This window comes from Lachnospiraceae bacterium, assembly GCA_025758065.1.
Taxonomy (GTDB): domain Bacteria; phylum Bacillota; class Clostridia; order Lachnospirales; family Lachnospiraceae; genus Enterocloster.
Genome location: CP107199.1, coordinates 2,692,613 through 2,715,246 on the forward strand (window position 1 = coordinate 2,692,613; position 22,634 = coordinate 2,715,246).

Sequence of the window (22,634 nt, forward strand, 5' to 3'; positions counted from 1 at the left end):
AACTTGTCGATTAATGTTGAAAAAAAATTAAAACTGGTATATAATGATAAGTTGTGGGAGTATCCACGTTTACCTTTAAGCGAAAGGACGTTTATCATTGGAAAAGGACGATTTTTTAAAAAAGCTGGAAAAGCTGGTTGCCCATGCAAAATCCAAGCATAACACTGTGGATGCAGGTGAAATCAACGATTTCTTTGTAGGAGATAACCTGACACCAGAGCAGATGGATCAGATTTACAGTTACCTGGAGAACCGTAATATTGACGTAGTTCCCGTACTGGACGAAGCGATGTTAAATGCAGATCCTGCCCTGGATGATATTGATATTGATCTTGACTTGGATGATGACAGCTTTATGAAGGATGCGGAAGATGAGGATATCGATCTGGATGCCGTAGATCTTTTAGAGGGTATCGGAACAGAAGATCCGGTACGTATGTATTTAAAAGAGATCGGTACAGTACCTCTTCTTACAGCAGACGAAGAACTGGAGCTTGCACAGCGCAAGGCAGATGGGGATGAAGCTGCCAAAGAAAGACTGATCGAGGCAAACCTGCGTCTGGTTGTCAGCATTGCAAAGCGTTATACAGGCCGTGGAATGAGCTTTCTGGATCTGGTCCAGGAAGGAAACCTGGGACTGATCAAGGGCGTTGAAAAGTTTGATTATACAAAAGGCTATAAGTTAAGTACATATGCAACATGGTGGATCCGTCAGTCAGTGACCAGAGCGTTAGCTGATCAGGCAAGAACGATCCGTGTACCAGTGCATATGGTAGAGACCATTAATAAGATGTCAAAGATGCAGCGTAAGCTGACACTGGAACTGGGCTATGAGCCATCTGTTGCAGAACTGGCAGAGGCACTTGATATGACAGAGGATAAGGTTATGGAGATCATGCAGATCGCCAGAGAGCCAGCTTCCCTGGAGACACCTATCGGTGAGGAAGATGATTCCAACCTTGGTGATTTTGTTGCTGACAGCAATGTAGTGACTCCTGAGGGAAATGTAGAGTCTGTTATGTTAAGGGAACACATTGATGCACTTTTAGGAGATCTGAAAGAGAGAGAACGTCAGGTAATCGTACTTCGTTTTGGTCTGGAAGACGGACATCCAAGAACACTGGAAGAGGTTGGAAAAGAATTTAACGTAACAAGAGAGCGTATTCGTCAGATCGAAGCCAAAGCACTGCGCAAACTTCGCAATCCGGTAAGAAGCAAGAGGATCCGTGATTTCTTATAGAGATGGCTATTGCTGAAGATCCTTATACCATAGCAGGCAGCAGGGCGTTAAATAAAAAGAATAGTAAAAGGGCGGCTTTAAGGAGCGGTCCTTTTTCTAGTACATCATTTCGTAAATAACTGTACTAATCACGCAGGATACAGGAGGGCAAAAATGGCAGTACAGCAGCAGAAAGAAAATTATCAGAGGATACTGGATAAGACGATAGAACAGCTTGGAAAAGAAGGAAAAGTGCCAAGCCTTCTGCTGCATAGCTGCTGTGCACCATGCAGCAGCTATGTGCTGGAATATCTTTCTGAATATTTTAAGATCACAGTATTGTACTACAACCCCAATATTTCTCCAAAAGAGGAGTATGAAGCCAGAGTAAGGGAACAGAAACGCCTGATCGGGGAAATGGATTTTACTTATCCGGTAAGCTTCTTAGAAGGAAACTATGTTCCGGAAGATTTTTATGAAATGGCAAAAGGACATGAAAATGATAAAGAAGGGGGAGAACGCTGCTTTTTATGCTATGAAATGCGCCTGCGTGAAGCTGCAGAAGCAGCAAAAATGGGCAATTTCGATTATTTTACCACTACACTTTCTATCAGTCCTTTAAAGAATGCCCAGAAGTTAAACGAGATCGGTATACGTCTGGCAAAAGAATACGGCATAGCTTATCTTATGTCGGATTTCAAGAAAAAGAATGGATATAAGCGGTCTGTGGAACTGTCTGCAGAACATCATCTGTACAGGCAGGATTATTGCGGCTGTGTATTTTCAAAAAGGGAAGCAAAACTGCGGGATAGTATTAGCTTGACATCACCACTCAGATGTAATAAAATTTAATCATAAGATCCGGCGAAAAGCCTGGATCCGGCGTATAAAAATGCGATAAGGAGAGTATAATTATGATCAGCAAGAATTTAACAGTAGTTAATCCATCCGGTTTACATTTAAGACCAGCAGGTGTTTTATCCCAGACAGCTATGAAGTTTAAAAGTGACATCACTATCGTATCAGGTGAGAAGAAGATCGTTGCAAAAAGCGTATTAAACGTAATGGCAGCTGGTATCAAGTGCGGAACAGAGATCACTCTGATTTGCGATGGTGAGGATGAAGAAGAGGCTATGAAGACTGTCAGCCAGGCAATCGAGAGCGGCTTAGGTGAGATGTAATCCCTGCTTTTTGAAGTAGTAATTAAAATAACTAAGAAATAATATGAAGGAGCCACTCCTGGTGTTGGGGGTGGCTTTTTTATGTTAAAATGGTGCCCCTCCGCTATACTTAAGATATGAAAGTGAAAAATTAAGAAAATAAAGTGCGCGAAGCGGTTTAAATTGCACGAATAATACAAAAATAAAAGAAATAAATTCTATAATATTCAGATAAATCAACACAAAACATATAAAAAACTAATTATCAGACAATAATCCAAAAATCAATTATTTACAAATGAAAAAAATCGTAGTATTATCTGCTCAATAAAAAAGTGCTGATGCTTGTAAGTCATACCCCAACTGTGAAAGGATCCCCCCATATAGTCCTTTCCTGTGACTAAAGCTAAAAGGAAATCTTATTTTCCAAGGCACGTAAAGAAAGGAAGAACACTATGGACCCCAAACAGAAACTGCCGGGACTGTATGACCCTCGTTTTGAGCATGACAACTGCGGTATTGGCGCAGTTGCCAACATCAAAGGTATCAAAACACATAAAACAGTTGACCAGGCACTCCACATTGTAGAAAACTTAGAGCACAGAGCAGGTAAGGATGCAGAAGGAAAGACCGGTGATGGTGTGGGGATCATGCTCCAGATCTCCCATCGTTTCTTCAAGAAAGCAGCTTCCCAGGCTGGTATTACCTTGGGAGATGAGAGAGAGTACGGTATTGGTATGTTCTTTTTTCCACAGGATGAACTTGCCAGAAAACAGGCCATGAAGATGTTTGAGATCATCGTCAAGAAAGAGGGTCTTACCTTCCTTGGCTGGAGAAAGGTTCCAACTGCGCCGGAAGTATTAGGCAAAAAGGCAGTAGACGTTATGCCTTATATCGCCCAGGGCTTTGTGGCAAAACCGGACAATGTAAAGAAAGGTCTGGATTTTGACAGAAAGCTGTATGTAGTCCGCCGTGTATTTGAACAGAGTAATGAAGATACCTATGTAGTATCATTAAGCAGCAGAACTATCGTATATAAAGGAATGTTCCTTGTAGGTGAGCTGCGTCTGTTCTTTGCAGACCTTCAGGACAAGGATTATGAATCAGCGATCGCCATTGTACATTCCCGTTTCAGTACCAATACCAATCCAAGCTGGATGAGAGCTCATCCTTACCGTTTTATTGTTCACAACGGAGAGATCAATACGATCCGCGGCAATGTAGATAAAATGGTAGCCCGTGAAGAGAACATGGAATCAGAGTATTTCAAGTACGATATGCATAAAGTCCTTCCTATTATTAATCAGGAAGGCTCTGACTCCGCCATGCTGGACAATGCTCTGGAATTTATGGTCATGAGTGGTATGGATCTGCCTCTTGCTGTTATGGTAACGATCCCTGCTCCATGGGAACATGATAAATACATGGATTCAGAGATCAAGGACTTCTACCGTTATTATGCAACGATGATGGAGCCATGGGACGGGCCTGCATCTATACTGTTTACAGATGGTGATATGGTTGGCGCAGTCCTTGACCGGAATGGCCTGCGTCCTTCCCGTTATTATATTACAGATGATGGTTATATGATCCTTTCTTCTGAGGTTGGTGCTATTGATATCGACCAGACGAAGATCGTGAAAAAAGATCGTCTCCGTCCGGGAAAAATGCTGCTGGTAGATACAGTAGAAGGCAAGATGATCAGCGATGAAGAGCTGAAGCTGCGATATGCAGAAAAGAATCCATATGGTGAATGGCTGGATTCCAATCTGGTAGAGTTAGAAGATCTGAAAGTGCCAAACCAGGCTGCTCCTGTACTTGCCAAAGAACAGCGCCTCCGTTTACAGAAGACCTATGGTTATACTTACGAACAGTACCGCACCATGATCCTTCCAATGGCATTAAATGGAGCAGAAGCAGTATCAGCCATGGGTGTTGATTCTCCTTTAGCAGTGCTTTCTAAGAAGCATCAGCCATTATTTAACTATTTTAAGCAGCTGTTTGCACAGGTTACGAACCCGCCTATTGACTCTATCCGTGAAGAGATCGTTACTTCCACTACTGTATATGTAGGTGAAGAGGGCAATATCCTGGAAGAAACACCGGAAAACTGTAAGATCCTGCGTGTGGAAAATCCGATCCTTACAGAAACTGACCTGCTGAAGATCAAAAATATGAAAAAACCTGGTTTTAAGGTAGAAGTGATCCCTATTACCTATTATAAGAACACTTCCCTTGAAAAGGCCATTGACCGCCTGTTCTTAGAGGTAGACCGTGCACATAAGGACGGTGCCAATATCATCATCCTTTCTGACCGTGATATTGATGAAAACCATGTGCCGATCCCATCCTTACTGGCTGTTTCTGCCCTTCAGCAGTATCTGGTACGCACCAAGAAGCGTACAAGTGTAGCGTTGATCTTAGAGAGCGGCGAGCCAAGAGAGGTTCATCATTTTGCAACTTTGTTAGGTTACGGCGCCTGTGCTATCAACCCGTATCTGGCTCATGAGTCCATCCATTATCTCATTGAGACTGGTATGTTAAACAAAGATTATTATGCAGCAGTAAAAGACTACGATCTGGCAGTGCTTCACGGCATTGTAAAGATCGCATCCAAGATGGGTATTTCCACCATCCAGTCTTATCAGGGATCCCAGATCTTTGAAGCAATTGGTATTTCAAAGGAAGTAGTGGATAAGTATTTTACGGATACTGTAAGCCGTGTTGGCGGTGTTACATTAAAGGATATTGAAAATGATGTGGATGTGCTTCATTCTGCAGCTTTTGACCCGTTAGGACTGGATGTAGACCTGACTCTGGACAGTGTAGGAAGCCATAAGTCACGTTCCGGACAGGAAGAGCATTTATACAATCCTCTAACTATCCATCTTCTTCAGGAAGCAACCAGAAGGGGCGATTACAGCATTTTCAAGCAGTATACTGCTACATTGGACGATCAGGGCAAGACCTACCATCTGAGAAACCTTATGGACTTTAATTATCCGGAAGATGGCGGTATTCCTATCGATCAGGTAGAAAGCGTAGATTCTATTGTACGTCGTTTTAAGACTGGTGCTATGTCTTATGGTTCTATTTCCCAGGAAGCACATGAGACATTGGCAATCGCCATGAACCGGATCCATGGCAAGTCAAATACAGGTGAAGGTGGTGAAAGCCTGGATCGTCTGGTACCGGGACCTTCTGACCACAACCGCTGTTCTGCGATCAAGCAGGTAGCTTCCGGCCGTTTCGGTGTTACCAGCCGTTATCTGGTAAGCGCCCAGGAGATCCAGATCAAGATGGCCCAGGGCGCAAAACCTGGTGAAGGAGGACAGCTTCCTGGAAAGAAGGTGTACCCGTGGGTTGCAAAGACAAGACATTCAACTACTGGTGTAAGCCTGATTTCCCCGCCGCCTCATCACGATATTTATTCCATCGAGGATCTGGCACAGCTGATCTATGACTTAAAGAACTCTAATACAAGAGCAAGGATCTCTGTAAAGTTGGTTTCTGAAGCTGGCGTTGGCACTGTTGCAGCAGGTGTTGCAAAAGCTGGCGCACAGGTCATCCTGATCTCAGCCTATGACGGCGGTACTGGTGCAGCTCCAAGAAACTCTATCTACAATGCAGGCCTTCCATGGGAGCTTGGTGTTGCAGAAGCACATCAGTCCCTGATCATGAATGGACTTCGTGACAGAGTGGTCTTGGAGACAGATGGTAAGCTGATGACCGGCCGTGATGTTGCTATTGCCTGTATGTTAGGTGCAGAGGAATTTGGATTTGCAACGGCTCCTCTTGTAACCATGGGCTGCGTTATGATGCGTGTATGTAATCTGGATACATGCCCAATGGGTATTGCAACCCAGAATCCGGAGCTTCGCAAGCGTTTCAAGGGTAAACCGGAGTATGTTGTAAACTTTATGAAATTCATTGCAGAAGAACTCCGTGAATATATGGCAAAACTGGGTGTGCGTACAGTAGATGAACTGGTAGGCCGTACCGAACTGTTAAAGAGAAAAGATGATATCCCATACAGCCGTGCAAAAGAAGTGGATTTAAGCCGTATCCTGGATAACCCATATGAGGGCGTAAAGCTGGCTGGTTATAACGAAAAAGAGGTCTATGACTTTAAGTTAGATGAGACAGTAGACGAAAGCATTTTATTAAAGAAGTTAAAGAGCGCTTTAAATAATGGCCAGAAAAAGAGCATTCAGCTGGATGTAAGTAATGTAAACCGTACTTTAGGTACTATTTTCGGTTCTGAGATCACCAGAAAGTATCCGGATGGTCTGCCGGAAGACACCTTTACCATTAGCTGCAACGGCAGCGGCGGCCAGAGCTTCGGTGCGTTTATCCCTAAGGGCCTGACTCTGGAGCTGACCGGTGATTCCAATGACTATTTCGGAAAAGGCTTATCCGGCGGCAAACTGATCGTATATCCACCCCAGGGTGTGCAGTTTAAGGCAGAGGATAACATTATAATAGGAAACGTTGCACTTTACGGTGCTACCAGCGGCAAAGCATTTATCAACGGAATTGCCGGTGAACGTTTCTGTGTCCGCAATTCCGGAGCTACTGCAGTAGTAGAAGGAACAGGTGATCATGGCTGTGAATATATGACCGGCGGCTGCGTAGTAGTCCTTGGACCTACAGGAAAGAATTTTGCAGCTGGTATGAGCGGCGGTATTGCCTATGTATTAGATGAAGATAGAAGCTTTTACAAGCGTTTGAACAAGGAACTGGTTTCCTTTGAAGATGTTTCCAATAAATATGATGTATTAGAGCTGAAAGGCCTGATCCAGGAGCATGTGGCATACACCAACTCCGAAAAAGGAAAGCGTATCTTAGACCATTTCAGCGAGTATCTGCCTAAGTTTAAGAAGATCGTACCTCACGACTACCGCCGCATGATGAATGCCATTGTGCAGATGGAAGAAAAGGGCTTAAACAGTGAGCAGGCACAGATTGAAGCATTTTATGTAAACATCAGAGGTTAAGGAGGCGTCAAAAATGGGAAAGATTACAGGATTCTTAGATTATGAACGCAAAACTGGAAAGGCGCTTCCACCAAAGGAGCGCATTAAAAACTGGAATGAATTCCACATTCCATTAAGTGAAGAGGAACAGAAATTACAGGGCGCACGCTGCATGGATTGCGGAGTTCCCTTCTGCCAGTCCGGCGTGATGATGTGCGGCATGGTCAGTGGCTGTCCTTTAAATAACCTGATCCCGGAGTGGAATGATCTTGTATATACAGGAAACTGGCAGCAGGCATTTAACCGTTTAAAAAAGACCAACTGTTTTCCGGAATTTACCTCCAGAGTATGCCCGGCACCATGTGAAGCTGCATGTACCTGCGGTTTAAATGGTGATCCGGTATCTATTAAGGAAAATGAGCACGCTATTATTGAAAAAGCATATGAAGAAGGCTATGCAAAGGTAAAACCACCTACAGTGCGTACTGGCAAGAAAGTGGCAGTGATCGGTTCAGGACCTTCAGGACTGGCAGCAGCAGACCAGTTAAATAAAAGGGGACACAGCGTAACTGTATTTGAGCGCAGTGACCGTATAGGCGGCCTGTTAATGTATGGTATTCCAAATATGAAACTGGAAAAATGGGTCATTGACCGAAAAGTAAATGTAATGAAGGAAGAGGGAATAACCTTTATTACTAATGCAGATGTAGGCAGAAACTACAAAGCAGCTAAGATTCTCCGGGATTTTGACAGCATCATCCTTGCATGCGGCGCCTCTAACCCGAGAAATATTGATGTTCCTGGAAGAGATGCAGCTGGGATCTATTTTGCAGTAGACTTTTTAAAGGCAAATACAAAGAGCCTTCTGGATTCTGGTTTAGAGGACGGAAACTATATTTCTGCCAAAGACAAACATGTGATCGTTATTGGTGGCGGCGATACAGGAAATGACTGTGTGGGAACATCTATCCGTCAAGGCTGTGCTTCTGTGACCCAGTTAGAGATGATGCCAAAGCCTCCTGTAAAGAGAGCAGAGAACAATACATGGCCGGAGTGGCCGCGTATTTTAAAGACTGACTACGGCCAGGAAGAAGCCATCAGCGTATTTGGTTCTGATCCCCGTGTTTACCAGACGACTGTAAAAGAGTTTGTAAAGGATGGGGAAGGAAAGCTGTGCAAGGTGATCTTAGTAAGCCTTACATCACAGAAGAATCCGGAAACAGGCCGTACCATGATGGTGCCGATAGAAGGCAGTGAAAAAGAGGTGCCTGCAGATCTGGTACTGATCGCAGCCGGTTTCTTAGGCTGTCAGGATTATGTGGCTGATGCATTTGGGGTAGAACGCAATGCACGTACCAACGTAGCTACAGAGGCAGGAAGCTATAAGACCAATGTGGACAAAGTCTTTGTAGCCGGAGATATGCACAGAGGCCAGTCGCTGGTTGTCTGGGCTATCAGGGAAGGAAGAGAAGTAGCCAGCCAGGTGGACCGTGACCTTATGGGGTATACAAATCTGCACTAAGGAAAATCTGGCAGAAAATACATGCCTCGTCCGGCAATCGTACGGGGCATTTTTATAAGCAGTTGACAAAAATCCAGAATCTGTCTATTGCTATATCAGCTGTGCTAACGTATAATAAAACTCTGGTATATCAGGATTACACTTTGATGTACTCTCGGAGTCTTTCATGCACTTGCCTTTGCGGTCGATTTTCCGCCAGTCGCACCCGAATTTTATCACCGTACGCACCGCGTACGCCTCAAAAATTTGGGCACAACTGACAAAAAATCTTCTCGCAAAATCAAGTACAAAAAGATTCCGAGAGTACACTTTGGGCACAGAAGGAGCGGCGTGAAATGGCGGTATTTACGAAAATCGTGATCATGAGGGTATTTGAAGAATTGCTGGCTTTTAAGCAATTAGATAAGATAACGGTAAAAGATATTACAGACAAATGTGGTATCTCCCGCAATACTTTCTACTATCATTATCAGGATATTTACCAGGTTTTTCAGGCATATATAGATTATTCCCTTAATGAGATATTCAAATTTCTGCAGCAGGAAAAAGAAAAAGACCAGGATTATATCTGCGAAAAGGCAGTAGAATATCTGGAGAATCACAGAACAATTTTTGAAAATCTTCTGCGTTCTGTAAAAAGTGAAGAGGTGAGGAAAATATTAGATGACGGTTCCAGCCGTTTTTTCCGTTATGTGGTTGACAGCGTGGGAGAAGGTATTAATTCAGAGCCGGAAGACAGAGAGATGATCTGTGCTATGTGCCAGCATGCAGTCCAGGGGATCATGTATGAGTGGTTAAGCAGAGAAAAGACAGACAAAAAGTCATTGTCAGATATTTTGATGCGTGCCAATTATCTTTTTGGCGGCGGATTAGAACGGGCTTTAGAGAGAAGTGCGAATCGCTCCCGGAATTGATAAAAATGATAAAAAAATAACAATTTAGTACATTTGATGACCGGATGCACAAAAACTGTGCATTCGGTTTTGTTTTGTCTATTGCTCTTTAAACAAAAATCAATATAATGATTAATTGTGACTGAGAGAAGGCAAAATTTCCCCTGTCCCATTTTACGTATGAAAAATACGTGTGTGGAGCAGCAGCCTGGGAAAGAACAGGAGATGAAGAAGGATGCCAACACAAAAGTTCATAAATCTTACAGACAGTAAGAAAAAGACGATCCTCACAGCTATGTGCAGGGAATTTATGAATATCCCTTATTCCGAGATCCGTATCAGCAGTCTGATCCAAAAAGCGGGAATATCAAGAGCCAGCTTTTATCTGTATTTTGATGATAAAGAAGATCTGCTAAACTGTATTGCAGAGTCCTGGGTGGAAGCGATATTACAGAAACTGGCAGATGCGTTTAAGCAGTCAGATGGAAGTTATTATGAAAGTATGAAGTTCTGGATGAGCCAGGCCCTGGAAAATGATATTTCCAGAGAGGTATGGAAAGTTTATAAACGGGTCATGGAAGAAGAGGATTTCACAAAGAAAAGCAAATTGGGAGCTCTTCAGTTTAAAGAAAGCCCCAGATGGCGTCAGACCATAGAAGATTGTTTTGGCTATATGGATCAAAGTAAATATCCGGGACTGACACCGGAAAAACTGGCATATGCTGTTGATATGGGACTGCTGGCAATGATCCAGCTTTCCATGCGCTATGTAGAGCAGTACGCTCCTTTGACGGAGCTAAAGGAGGCAGCATGGCATCAGCTGATTATATTAGATAAAGGAATCAGAGGGTGATCCGAAGGCTTGAGAAAGTTTGAAAAAGAGAAAGGAAGGCACAGGAAAATGAAAAAGAATGTAAAAAGACTTATCGCGGGAGCGGTAGTTCTTTTGGTAGCGGCAGGGATCGTAGTCCGTATTGCCGGCGGAAATAAAAAAGAAGAAGAATACGAAACACGGCCAACAGTAGCTGTTGAAAATCCAAAAACAGGAGATATTACTCTGTATACAGATCTGACCGGTACCATTGAACCGATCTCAAAGGCAGTTGTACAGCCCAAGATCGACGGAGAACTTCTGGAAGTCAATTTTCAGGCTGGTGATCCGGTAGAAGCAGGCCAGGTGCTTTGTAAGATCGATTCTGACGCATTGACCGCATTGCAGCTTCAGATGCAGTCTGCTTCTGTAGCAGCAGACAATGCAGCAAGAGAGCTGGCACGTATCCAGCCTCTGTACGCATCCGGATATATTTCCCAGCAGCAGTTTGACCAGGCCCAGTCTTCTGCTACCAGCGCCCGTCTGGCATATGAATCTGCAAAGAACCAGTATGACCTGCAGGTAAAATATACTACAGTAACAGCGCCTATCAGCGGTGTGATCGAATCCAGAAATGTAGAGCCACATGATCATATTGGTACAGATACCAAAATCTGCGTGATCTCCGGCGGTGACCAGCTTCAGGTGAAATTTGGCATTACAGAAAAGATCCTTCGCAATATAAAGGTAAATGACCCGATACAGGTTGAAAAGAACGGCACAGAATACGATGGAAATGTAACGGAAGTTGGAAGCATGGTAAACTCTGCGACCGGTCTGTATGATGCAAAGGCATTTGTAAATAATGCAGAAAGTCTAACAAGCGGAACAAAAGTTAAATTAACAGTGGTCATGGATCAGGTAAAGGGTGTACTCACCGTTCCTGTTGACGCAGTAAATTATGATAATGGAAAGGCATTTGTATACTGCTATGACAATGGCGCAGCAAAAAAGGTTATGATAGAAGCCGGTATTTATGATGCACAGACTATGGAGGTCAAGTCCGGATTGACTGCCGGTGACCAGGTCATCACAACCTGGAGCAATGAACTGGTAGATGGACAGGAAGTTCTTTTAGACAGTGACAATGAACAGAATGAAAATGCAGACCAGGAAGAGAGCACTGCAGAAAATGCTGGAGAAGAAACACAGAAAGCAGGTGAATAAAAGATGTTAAATCTGACAAAATTTGCGGTACGCAAGCCTGTGACCATTATCATGTGTTTGCTCACCATTGCATATTTTGGTATCCAGTCCCTTTTGGGGACAAAGGTAGAGCTGACTCCTGAAATGGAATTCCCTATGCTGGTTGTCAGCACCGTTTACGCAGGCGCAAGCCCTGATGATATTAAGGACCTGATCGCTACCAAGGAAGAAGATGCGGTTTCGTCACTGGATGATGTAAAGAATGTTTATTCTTTTTCCCAGGACAATGTAGCTATCGTTTTAGTTGAGTATAACTATGGCACCAATATTGATACTGCATATATCAACTTAAAGAAAGCCATTGATGGTATTAAGGGTGATCTGCCAGATGATGCAAATGAGCCGAATATCATGGAAATGGATATGAACTCCCAGCCTGTTATCACACTGGCTGTAGGTGGACAGATAGATGGAAACCTTTATACATATGTAGAAAACAATATCAAGCCGGAACTGGAAAAATTAGGTTCTGTTGGTGAAGTTTCTCTGGCAGGTGGCCAGAAAGAATATATCAGCATCAAGCTGGATCCTGAAAAAGTAGCGCAGTATGGCCTTAGCATGTCACGTATTGCACAGTTTGTAGGTGCTGCAGACTTTACCATTCCTGCAGGTGATGTAAACGTAGGAAAGCAGAATTTGTCTGTCAGCGTCGGAAATGATTTTGACAATACAGAAGCACTGAAAAATGTAGCGATTCCGCTGGCAAATGGAGATGTGATCCATCTTTCTGATGTGGCAACTGTTTCCAATGCTTTGGAAGATGCAGATTCTATTGGCCGTTATAATGGTCAGGACATTGTATCTGTATCCATTAAAAAACAGCAGAGCTCTACTGCTATTGATGTATCAAAAGATGTTTTAAAGCAGGTAAGTGTACTGGAAAAGACTTATCCGGGACTTACATTTACCGTGGTCAATGATTCCAGTGATATGATCACCGAATCAATTACTAACGTATTCCAGACTATGATCATGGCGGTCATTTTGTCTATGATCATTCTGTGGCTGTTCTACGGAGATATCCGTGCCTCTGTTATTGTAGGTACTTCTATCCCTATTTCAATCATGCTGACCTTGATCGCCATGTCGCTTATGGGATTTTCCTTAAACGTAATCTCACTGACATCCCTGGTACTTGGTGTAGGTATGATGGTAGATAACTCCATCAACGTATTGGATGGCTGTTTCCGTGCAAAAGAACATAGAAACTTTTTTGATGCGGCTATTGAAGGAAGCCGTATTATGATCACTTCCATTGTAGGTGGTACAGCCACTACCTGCGTTGTATTTATCCCGCTGGCAATGCTTTCCGGTCTGTCCGGTCAGATGTTTAAGCAGTTAGGTTTCACGATCGTATTCAGTTTGATCGCGTCCTTATTCTCTGCGGTCACCATCGTACCGCTGTGTTATTATCAGTGGCATCCGGTAGAAAAGGAAAATGCACCTGTTGCCGGTTTTATACGTAAATGCCAGGAAATTTACCGTAATATCATGCCTGGTATTATCCCGAAGACAAAGACAGTTATCAGTGCCAGTATTTTACTGCTTGTATTTTCCTTCTTCTTAGCTTCCAGACTGGATGTAAAGCTGATGGTTTCTACAGATGAAGGTATTGTAGATGTAACTGTTAAAACAAAACCGGGTCTTTCTGTTGCTGCTGTTAATGACACAGTGTCCCAGATTGAAAATATGGTGGCAAATGACGAAGAAGTCGATCATTATCTGCTGACCTACGGTTCTAGTGGTTTAAGCACCATGGGAGGAAGCAGTGTTACTTTAAGTGCTTACTTAAAGGATGACCGTAAAATGTCCACAGACCAGGTTATTGACAAGTGGACCCGTGAAACAGAAAAATATAAAGATATTTCTGTAACCCTGGAACAGGGAAGTACCACATCTTCCTCTATGAGCAGTACAAATCAGATCGAAGTTGACTTACAGAGTACGGATTACAATGCTTTAAAACAGGCTTCTGATGAATTGGTGGCAGAGCTTCGCCAGAGAGAAGATGTAATGCAGGTACATTCCTCTATTGAAAATGCGGCACCTGTTATTAAGGTAAATGTAGATCCTGTTTTAGCACAGGCAGAAGGTCTTACGCCTGCTTCTATTGGTTCTCTGATCTACAGCAATTTAAGCGGTATCAAAGCAACCACTGTTCGTGTAAACGGTGAAGATACAGATGTAAGAGTAGAGTTTGCAGCAGATAAATATGACAGTATTGATAAGCTTCAGGGGATGATGATCACCACAGCAACAGGAACCACACTTCCTCTGGAAGATCTGGCAACTATCCATTACGAGGACAGCCCGCAGCAGATCCAGCGTAAGAATAAGCAGTATCAGGTATCTATTACGATGGAGCCACAGTCTGAGTATAAGAAAACAGCTGAAAAAGATGTGAAGGAATTTGTGCGTAACTGGAATATGCCAAATGAGGTAGAAATGGCGCCAAATGCCATGGATGAGAGCATGGGAAGTGAGATCGGTGCTTTAGGAGGTGCTCTTATAACCGGCGTTTTCCTGGTATTCGTTGTAATGGCTATCCAGTTTGAGTCACCTAAGTTCTCACTGATGATCATGACGACCATTCCATTCTCACTGATAGGATCCTTTGGACTTCTGTTCCTGGCAGACAGCCCCATCAGTATGGTATCCATGTTAGGTTTCCTGATGTTAGTTGGTACGGTAGTAAACAATGGTATTTTGTATGTAGATACGGTAAATCAGTTCCTTGCAGAAATGCCTCTGGATAAGGCGCTGGTAGAAGCTGGTGCTATCCGTATGAGACCTATTTTGATGACAACAGGAACAACCGTGATCTCTATGCTTCCTAACGCGGTTGCTTACGGTAAATCCGGTGCCATGATGCAGGGCCTTGCACTGGTAGATGTAGGTGGTCTGATCGCAGCAACGATCCTGACACTGATCCTTCTTCCAACTTATTACAGACTGGTCCACAATATGGGACGTAAGGCAGTTGGGGAAGATGTGCCTATGGTTTCTGATTAAAAATTAAGATGATACCAGGGTCAAAAGTTCATAAATCCGATGCAAGCTTGCTTACAGGAGGATTTGTGAACTTGGGACCCGCCCAAAACATGAGTAAGAAGCCATTTTTTGAAGAAAAATGAGCGGATTACGAATGTTTTTAGAATTGCGGGAGTGCAAAGCACGTAGCAATTCGGTATCAGAGGGGTCAAAATACTTTTTGACCCCAACCTCTTAAGATATGTAAGATAATAAGAGAGCAGGACTTTTGTGGTTTTGCTCTCTTTTGGCGTTGTTACAGTTCAGCCATGACATGGCGTTATGCTTTTTGTATAAACCTGATTGACGTTTTACCTGAAAAATTGTATAATTGATAAAGAATTTGGAAATTTTCAGACGGGAGAATACAAATGATCGCATTAAAGGCCGAAGATGTAAAGTCCTTTACTACCAAACTGTTTGTACGGGAGGATTTTGATGCATTTCTGGTAAAAGAAGTGAACATTACCACCTACAACAGTTTTTCCATTGACGGACATGTAAAACAGGGCTATTACACAGAGGAAGAACGGGAAGAAAACAACATAGAAGAGTTTTCAACCTGGAAAACCTTAAGGCCTTTTTGTTTTTCACTGATCAAAGGAAAAAAGCTTCCTGGAAGTTTTCGCATCGTGCTGCAGCTGCCAAAGGCGGGGACAGATAAATTTGCCGCAAGAACAGGCGCCGGGATCGATGGAAACCAGATCGTAGGGTTATATCTGAATATACGTTACGATAATGGGGAAATGTATTGTATTACCGGAACATCATTAAATTTTTTCACCATGGACAAAACGCTGGATCTTGAATGGGACAAGGCGGTCAAACAGTTTTTACAGTCCCATGAGATTCCATGTACAGAGGCAACTGAAGGATAAAAGCAGGAGGAAATGGCATGGATAAAAACAATTTTTCACAGAAATTGGCGGAACTTACAGCTCTGGCAGCGGTCAGTGAGAACAAACTCCAGATGACACAGGTTCTGGACGCTTTTGCTAAAGAACAGGTGACACCGGAAGAAATGGAATCTGTTTATGCCAAGCTGGAAAAAAAGGGGATCCAGATACTGACAGAGGGGGAAGAAGGGGATTTAGCAGATGAAAGTCTTCTTTTAGATGACGGGGATGATTCGGATGATTCTGTTTCCAGCATCATTGGAGATAAATACAGGTGGAGTCACAACGATTCTTTAGATGACGGGGACAATGATGAGTTTACGTCTTCTTCTGCCGATGATGAAGAAGGGAAAAATGCTACCCAGGAGCAGTTATTAGAGGGCGTTGCAAGTACAGATCCCATTCGTGAATATTTAAAAGAGATCGGTTCTATCCCCTTGTTGACCCAGGAACAGGAACAGGATCTGGCAAAGCGTAAATCCGAGGGAGATGCAGAAGCAGGAAAGAAGTTAGTAGAAGCAAACCTTCGTCTGGTAGTCAGCATTGCAAAGCGCTATACCGGTCGTGGTATGAGTTTTCTGGATCTGGTCCAGGAGGGAAATATCGGTCTAATGAAGGCTGTAGAGAAGTTTGATTATACAAAGGGATACCGTCTCAGTACCTATGCCACATGGTGGGTAAAACAGTCTGTTACAAGAGCTTTGGCAGACCAGTCCCGTACCATCCGCCTGCCGGTCCATATGGTAGAAGCGGTAAACCGCATCAGAAAAGCCCAGAGAGCTTTAGCTGTAAAGCTTGGAAGAGAGCCTTCCAATGAAGAAATCGGCAAAGAAGTGGGAATGTCTGAAAAGCGGGTTACAGAGCTGATGCAGTCTTCCGGTGATACGGTATCCTTAGAGACACCGGTAGGAGATGAAGACGGCTCAAATTTAGGCGATTTTGTGGCAGATGATTCCAATGCTTCCACAGAGGAAAAAGCAGAAAGCGTCTTTTTAAGAGAAGAGATCGAACAGATGCTCCAGGGGTTGAATCCAAGGGAAAGGGAAGTGATCATCTTGAGATTTGGTCTTGAAAGCGGCCATCCCCTGACACTGGAAGAAGTAGGAAAGCGCTTCAAAGTTACCAGAGAGCGTATCAGGCAGATTGAGACAGCAGCGCTTAGAAAGCTTCGCAATCCATCCAGAAGTAAGAAAATCAGGGATTTTCTGCCGTGAAAAATTTACAGAAAGGTCATATCAGGTGACTCACGGACCCACAGTTAATACTTTTTTGCTTGATCCACTGTACAATAAGGTACGGTGGATCTTTTTATGTAAAAATGGTAATGTGAACAGCAGGTGATGTACTTTTGCTAGCACTCATTTAAAATGAGTGCTAATTTTTTGTTGACTTTTAGATATAACGGTACTACAATATATCTTGCGGACAAAATCCGTTTTTAAGATTTTTAAAGCACATATTACTAGTACATCGTTTCGTAAATAACTGTACGAATCACGTAGGATGCGGATTTGAGTGTGCAGGTCTAAAAACGCAGGCGTAGCTGGCTACGCTGAGGTTTTTAGGCCTGTGCAATCAGATTCGCAGACAAGTGAGTGGTATAGTTATTTTGAAAACGATGTACTAGAAAAGATTAAGAAGATTTATAAGAAAGAGGCGTATATTATGGCAAAGAAAGGCAGTTTATCTATAACAAGTGAAAATATTTTCCCTGTAATCAAAAAGTGGCTGTATTCCGACCATGACATTTTTTACAGAGAGCTGATCAGCAATGGCTGCGATGCTATTACTAAATTAAAGAAATTAGAGCTGATGGGAGAGTACGAGAAGCCAGAAGAGGTTGAGTACAAGATCCAGGTCAGCGTAAATCCTACAGATAAGACCATCACCATTGAAGATAATGGTCTTGGTATGACTGAGGAAGAGATCGACAAGTATATTAACCAGATCGCATTCTCCGGTGTTCAGGATTTTATGGAAAAGTACAAAGATAAGGCAAATGAAGACCAGATCATCGGCCACTTTGGTCTTGGTTTCTACTCTGCATTTATGGTAGCTGACAAGGTTGAGATCAATTCCCTGTCTTACCAGAAAGATGCAAAGCCGGTACACTGGGAGTCTGAAGGCGGCATCAACTTTGAGATGGCCGAAGGCGACAAAAAGGAGGTTGGTACTTCCATTAAGCTGTATCTGAACGAAGAAAGCACTGAATTTGCAAATGAATACAGAGCAAGAGAAGTGATCGAAAAATACTGTGCATTTATGCCGGTAAACATTTTCTTAAAGAATGAGACTGCAGAGCCGGAATATGAGACCATCGAAAAAGATGAGCTTACTCACAAGGATACAGTTGTTGAGACAGTTATTGAACCTGCAAAGACAGAAGAGAAGGAAAAAGAGGATGGAACCAAGGAAACAGTAGAAGTAGAGCCATCCAGGGAGAAATATAAGATTTTAAAGCGTCCGGTTGCATTAAATGATACTGATCCGCTGTGGAATAAGCATCCAAATGAGTGTACGGATGAACAGTACAAGGATTTCTACCGCAAGGTATTCAGGGATTACAAGGAGCCTCTGTTCTGGATCCACCTGAACATGGATTATCCGTTTAACTTAAAGGGTATCTTGTACTTCCCGAAGATCAACATGGAATATGACAGCCTGGAAGGAACCATCAAGCTTTACAATAACCAGGTATTTATCGCTGATAATATCAAGGAAGTGATCCCTGAATTCCTGATGCTGTTAAAGGGTGTCATTGATTGTCCTGATCTGCCTCTTAACGTATCACGTAGTGCCCTGCAGAATGATGGTTTTGTAAAGAAGATCTCCGATTACATTACCAAGAAGGTAGCAGACAAGCTGTCTGGTATGTGCAAGACAGATCGTGAGAATTATGAGAAATACTGGGATGATATTGCTCCATTTATCAAGTTTGGTTATATCAAGGATGAGAAGTTTGCAGAGAAGATGGGCGACTATATCTTGTATAAGAACTTAGAGGGCAAGTATCTTACCTTAAATGACTGCCTGGAAGAAAACAAGGAAAAACATGAAAATACTATTTTCTATGTAACCAATGAAAAAGAACAGAGCCAGTACATCAATCTGTTTAAGGAAGAAGGAATTGATGCAGTGATCATGCCTGCTGCTATTGATAATCCGTTTATCAGCCATGTAGAGCAGAAGCATGAAGGACTTAAGTTCCTGCGTATTGATACAGACTTAAATGCTTCTTTCAAGGAAGAGGTAAAGGAAGATGACGAAGCTTTCAAGAAGACAAGTGAAGAGCTGACAGAGGTATTTAAGAAGGCTTTAAATAATGACAAACTGGATATCAAGGTTGAGAAGATGAAGAATGCATCTGTTGCATCTATGATCACTGTATCTGAGGAAACCAGACGTATGCAGGATATGATGAAGATGTACAACATGGGCGGCATGGATATGAGTGCGTTTGGCGCAACAGGAGAGACTCTTGTATTAAATGCAAATCATCCTCTGGTTAAATATGTCCTGGAGAACAAAGAAGGCGAAAATACAGTTAAGATCTGCGAACAGCTGTATGATCTGGCAAGCCTGGCACATGGTCAGCTGTCACCAGAGCGTATGACTAACTTTGTAAACCGCAGTAATGATATTATGATGATCATGGCTGGACAGAAAGCAGAATAAATAGTACAATAAAAAGCACGACACAGATTTGCGGGGGCTGTTTCACAGGCATTTTGCCTGAGTCGGCCCCTGTTTTTTTGGAATATACTGAATTTGGGATATAGGGAGAAATGCACATGAAAAAACGTACTTTATCAAGAAGTCTGCTCACATTGGCTCTTGGCATGTCCTTAGCGGCAGCAGGCGCTTTTGCAGCTTTTGCAGATCCGCTTGGCTTAAGCTATATTAATGGACAGAATGTTACCAGCCGCTTTGGAAGTTTTGAATTGTCTGTACCATCAGAATATAAAGTGGACAGAAGCGGTGCCTCTTCTGCACTTTCAGGAGAACTGGTAGCAGGTCTTGTGGAAAATGGTGGTAAAGTGGATTTTGCTGCATCAATGGTAGATGAGGCGAACAAAAGCTATATTATCAACACAGCACTGGTAATGCCGGCAGATGATGGTTCCGGACAGCCTTTCAGTGTTGCTGCCTTAAAAGCAGAATTAGCAGAATCCGGTCTTGACCCGGAAAATACAGAAAGCGGTACTGTAAGACTGGGGGCTGCAGATTATGAATATCTGAAAGTAAATTACGGAAAAATGATGGCGGACTCCATGCGTAGGCAGCTGGAGTCAGGACGGCTCTCTGAAAAGCAGAAAGCGCAGGCACAGACTTTTATCAACCAGATGGAAAAGATGCTGGTCAATGATTTTTATATCCGGAATACAGGAGACCAGATCTATGTACTCTGCCAGACCTATTCCTCAGACCAGGTGCAGAGGGCTGCTGCATTTCTAAGCCTTTTAAAGCCGTATACAGGTGTAGAAGGCTGGTACAAAAACGGAGAGAACTGGCAGTATAAAAAAGCGGATGGCCAGATGGCAGCAGGCTGCTGGGAGCAGGATGAAAATGGGCTTACCTATCATCTGGATGGAAATGGAAATATTGAGCGCAGCGTCTGGGTACATGAAAACGGTGGCTGGAAATACGTGGATGAAAGCGGTCATATGGTAACTTCTGTGACCAGAACCATTAACGGGACCCAGTATACTTTTGATGATAAGGGAAATATGATCGCCGGAAGTGAGAAAGCGGCTCTGGATTATTCCCTTGGAAAACTGGAAGGAAATACCTATACGAATTACTGGGCAGATATGACACTTTCCTTCCCGGAGGCAGCTACTGTTATGATCGGAAATGGCAGTGCCCAGACCTATGCCCTGGTTGGTGGTGAACATGTGGATGTAAATGATCCTGAATTAAGTTACCGTATTACAGTGGATTTTACAGATGCAGACATGGAGTTGGACCGTTTTATAGATGCAGTAGTCGGTCACGGGGGAACAGATGGATATAAGGTAGATGCTTCAGGTAAAGTGAACCTGGGGGGCTATGAATTCCGCTATTGCAGGACTTCCTACGATTTTGGCGATGGAACCGCCCATCACTCTGACTGGTATGTACGCCAGATCGATTCCAAACTGGTCCTGATTCATTTTGATTACTACGATGAGCTGAAAAACCAGGTACAACAGGTTTATGACAGTATAAGACAGCCACAGGCGTAGTCAGATAGTTGGTAAAAAACGTCAAAGAGTAAGGAAGGCTCTTTGACGTTTTTTCGACATTACTAACGTATTATGAATATTAAAAGTTTTTTGATATATGTGCCGTTACATGGGGCCTAAGTGAATCATTTGAGCGATAAATACCAGGGCACTTCCTACTGCCAACCAGAGAAGCATGATTTTCCACATAAAGCGCATCCAACGATCGTAAGGAATATTTGCAACACTTAAGTTCCCCATTAATGCGGTAGACATAGGAAGAATGTAATTGCAGAATCCATCGCCAAAGTTAAATGCCAGAATAGCAGTTTGACGAGTAATTCCGACCATATCTGCAACGGGAGTAAAAATTGGCATAACTACAGCAGCTTGTCCGGAACCGGAAGTTACCAATATATTGATGATAAAATTAACCCAGTACATACACATGCCACGCAGTGCGGGAGGAAATGCGTTAAGTACAATGGTACATCCGTAAACCAGAGTATCCAGAATATTAGCTGAAGATAAAACACCAGATGTAGCTCTTGCAAGACCAAGGATTAAAGCAGATACAGTGAGTTTTTGACATCCTGCTGCAAAATGTTTAGCAATAGTACTTGGACCAAACCCAGCAAAAGCACCTGAAATTACACCAAGCCAGATAAAGACAACAGATATTTCAGGAAGATCCCATCCTCGTGTTACACAACCCCATACCAGAACAACAAGGGAACCAATTAAAGTTAAAAGAACCAGAAGCTTACGTGGAGTCAGAGAAGAGTCGTGAGAGGCATCAACATCTTCATCATTTCTCAGTTTATCCAATTCGTACATAGGGCTTGAAGCAGGATTGGATTTGACTTTACGTGCGTAACGGATCAGAGCAATACTGGTAAAGATCCAGAAAACGAAGAAGCAGAAGAAACGGTATTGAATACCGGAGTAAAGTGGAAGTTCTGCAATTTTCTGGGCAACAATGGTAGTTGAGGTATTTAAAGTGCCTGTGGAAAAACCAATGGCACCACCTAAAAGTGGCAGTGCAGCACCAGTAATGGAGTCAAATCCCATAGCTCTTGTCATCATAATGATAACAGGAGTAAATCCAATAAATACAGTTACAGACTGTGTAGTAGCAATGGCAGCGAAAACCAAGAGCAGAAGTGGGATGAAAATAGCTTCCTTATTGCCGAATTTTGCAACTACTTTTGCGATTAGTACCTGAAGTGCACCGGTTTCAACCAGAACGTTAAAAGCACCACCAGACATTATGACCATAAAAATCAGCTTTGCACTGCTGGAAAAACCGTCTATAATATAATTAGGAATTAAAAGTGGATTTACAGGGGTTTTAGCAATAAATGAAAATTGATCAGGAACAGCCTGCCAAAACACCGGTTGATACTCCGTATCTGCTTCCGGTGGAGAAAGCGACCCAGAATGTATTTGGTCCGTACATGGTATATCCTAATCGGCCATCAACGGCACCGGATTATTTGTGGACCAATATTCTGGGGCTTCCTACGATCCAGGTGCGTTGGTGTGATGCTACTTCTGATAATCACGCACCAAATGAACATTTAACTTTATCCAATTGTATCAAAGGGACTGAGCTTACAGCTACAGTTTTAAAAGAAATCAGTGAAATGTAAAAGAG

15 protein-coding genes are annotated in these 22,634 nt (G+C 43.0%); 14 read left to right on the forward strand and 1 reads right to left on the reverse strand.

The features are described 5' to 3' along the window. Positions 1–97 precede the first annotated feature (97 nt). The 13 genes from rpoD to OGM16_12620 all read left to right on the forward strand — a co-directional run bounded on the left by rpoD (position 98) and on the right by OGM16_12620 (position 20,998). Positions 98–1,240 carry an RNA polymerase sigma factor RpoD gene (gene rpoD, locus OGM16_12560; protein UYJ45646.1) on the forward strand — a complete coding sequence of 381 codons (1,143 nt, stop codon included), beginning with the start codon at positions 98–100 and terminating at the stop codon, positions 1,238–1,240. Positions 1,241–1,393: 153 nt separating this feature from the next. Then, on the forward strand, positions 1,394–2,071 hold the full coding sequence (locus tag OGM16_12565) for an epoxyqueuosine reductase QueH (GenBank protein UYJ45647.1): 678 nt from the start codon (positions 1,394–1,396) through the stop codon (positions 2,069–2,071). A gap of 62 nt (positions 2,072–2,133) precedes the next feature. Then, positions 2,134–2,400, forward strand: a complete 267-nt coding sequence (locus OGM16_12570) for an HPr family phosphocarrier protein (protein ID UYJ45648.1) — start codon at positions 2,134–2,136, stop codon at positions 2,398–2,400. 434 nt (positions 2,401–2,834) lie between these two features. Beyond that, complete coding sequence (gene gltB / locus OGM16_12575) at positions 2,835–7,376, forward strand: glutamate synthase large subunit (GenBank protein ID UYJ45649.1); 4,542 nt, start codon at positions 2,835–2,837, stop codon at positions 7,374–7,376. Between the two features lie 13 nt (positions 7,377–7,389). After that, positions 7,390–8,877 carry a glutamate synthase subunit beta gene (locus tag OGM16_12580; GenBank protein UYJ45650.1) on the forward strand — a complete coding sequence of 496 codons (1,488 nt, stop codon included), beginning with the start codon at positions 7,390–7,392 and terminating at the stop codon, positions 8,875–8,877. A 335-nt stretch (positions 8,878–9,212) separates the two neighbouring features. Continuing rightward, positions 9,213–9,791 (forward strand): TetR/AcrR family transcriptional regulator, encoded by a 579-nt coding sequence (locus OGM16_12585; GenBank protein UYJ45651.1) that lies wholly within the window; start codon positions 9,213–9,215, stop codon positions 9,789–9,791. A 214-nt stretch (positions 9,792–10,005) separates the two neighbouring features. Next, positions 10,006–10,623 carry a TetR/AcrR family transcriptional regulator gene (locus OGM16_12590; protein UYJ45652.1) on the forward strand — a complete coding sequence of 206 codons (618 nt, stop codon included), beginning with the start codon at positions 10,006–10,008 and terminating at the stop codon, positions 10,621–10,623. Between the two features lie 48 nt (positions 10,624–10,671). Next, positions 10,672–11,808 carry an efflux RND transporter periplasmic adaptor subunit gene (locus OGM16_12595; GenBank protein UYJ45653.1) on the forward strand — a complete coding sequence of 379 codons (1,137 nt, stop codon included), beginning with the start codon at positions 10,672–10,674 and terminating at the stop codon, positions 11,806–11,808. Positions 11,809–11,811: 3 nt separating this feature from the next. Next, positions 11,812–14,859, forward strand: coding sequence for an efflux RND transporter permease subunit (locus tag OGM16_12600; protein UYJ45654.1), 3,048 nt, complete (start codon positions 11,812–11,814; stop codon positions 14,857–14,859). Positions 14,860–15,248: 389 nt separating this feature from the next. Further along, positions 15,249–15,755 carry a DUF5721 family protein gene (locus OGM16_12605; GenBank protein UYJ45655.1) on the forward strand — a complete coding sequence of 169 codons (507 nt, stop codon included), beginning with the start codon at positions 15,249–15,251 and terminating at the stop codon, positions 15,753–15,755. A gap of 17 nt (positions 15,756–15,772) precedes the next feature. Continuing rightward, a complete protein-coding gene (locus OGM16_12610) occupies positions 15,773–16,987 on the forward strand; it encodes a sigma-70 family RNA polymerase sigma factor (GenBank protein ID UYJ45656.1) in 1,215 nt (404 codons plus the stop codon). 451 nt (positions 16,988–17,438) lie between these two features. Next, positions 17,439–19,448, forward strand: coding sequence for a molecular chaperone HtpG (htpG, locus tag OGM16_12615; GenBank protein ID UYJ45657.1), 2,010 nt, complete (start codon positions 17,439–17,441; stop codon positions 19,446–19,448). A 116-nt stretch (positions 19,449–19,564) separates the two neighbouring features. After that, complete coding sequence (locus OGM16_12620; protein UYJ45658.1) at positions 19,565–20,998, forward strand: hypothetical protein; 1,434 nt, start codon at positions 19,565–19,567, stop codon at positions 20,996–20,998. Positions 20,999–21,103: 105 nt separating this feature from the next. Here OGM16_12620 and OGM16_12625 read toward each other — a convergent pair whose 3' ends face one another. Then, positions 21,104–22,372: an AbgT family transporter gene (locus OGM16_12625; protein ID UYJ45659.1), complete on the reverse strand. Its 1,269-nt coding sequence runs from the start codon at positions 22,370–22,372 to the stop codon at positions 21,104–21,106. Between OGM16_12625 and OGM16_12630 the strand changes: the two genes are divergently transcribed. Continuing rightward, entirely contained in the window at positions 22,339–22,629 is a 291-nt protein-coding gene (locus OGM16_12630) for a hypothetical protein (protein UYJ45660.1), read from the forward strand. The genes OGM16_12625 and OGM16_12630 overlap by 34 nt on opposite strands. The last annotated feature ends 5 nt before the right edge of the window (positions 22,630–22,634 follow it).

Bases quoted from the DNA above. Each gene is read 5' to 3' on its own strand.
- OGM16_12565 (UYJ45647.1), top strand. From the start codon at position 1,394: ATGGCAGTACAGCAGCAGAAAGAAAATTATCAGAGGATACTGGATAAG.
- OGM16_12570 (UYJ45648.1), top strand. From the start codon at position 2,134: ATGATCAGCAAGAATTTAACAGTAGTTAATCCATCCGGTTTACATTTA.
- gltB (UYJ45649.1), top strand. From the start codon at position 2,835: ATGGACCCCAAACAGAAACTGCCGGGACTGTATGACCCTCGTTTTGAG.
- OGM16_12580 (UYJ45650.1), top strand. From the start codon at position 7,390: ATGGGAAAGATTACAGGATTCTTAGATTATGAACGCAAAACTGGAAAG.
- OGM16_12585 (UYJ45651.1), top strand. From the start codon at position 9,213: ATGGCGGTATTTACGAAAATCGTGATCATGAGGGTATTTGAAGAATTG.
- OGM16_12590 (UYJ45652.1), top strand. From the start codon at position 10,006: ATGCCAACACAAAAGTTCATAAATCTTACAGACAGTAAGAAAAAGACG.
- OGM16_12595 (UYJ45653.1), top strand. From the start codon at position 10,672: ATGAAAAAGAATGTAAAAAGACTTATCGCGGGAGCGGTAGTTCTTTTG.
- OGM16_12600 (UYJ45654.1), top strand. From the start codon at position 11,812: ATGTTAAATCTGACAAAATTTGCGGTACGCAAGCCTGTGACCATTATC.
- OGM16_12605 (UYJ45655.1), top strand. From the start codon at position 15,249: ATGATCGCATTAAAGGCCGAAGATGTAAAGTCCTTTACTACCAAACTG.
- OGM16_12610 (UYJ45656.1), top strand. From the start codon at position 15,773: ATGGATAAAAACAATTTTTCACAGAAATTGGCGGAACTTACAGCTCTG.
- htpG (UYJ45657.1), top strand. From the start codon at position 17,439: ATGGCAAAGAAAGGCAGTTTATCTATAACAAGTGAAAATATTTTCCCT.
- OGM16_12620 (UYJ45658.1), top strand. From the start codon at position 19,565: ATGAAAAAACGTACTTTATCAAGAAGTCTGCTCACATTGGCTCTTGGC.
- OGM16_12630 (UYJ45660.1), top strand. From the start codon at position 22,339: ATGAAAATTGATCAGGAACAGCCTGCCAAAACACCGGTTGATACTCCG.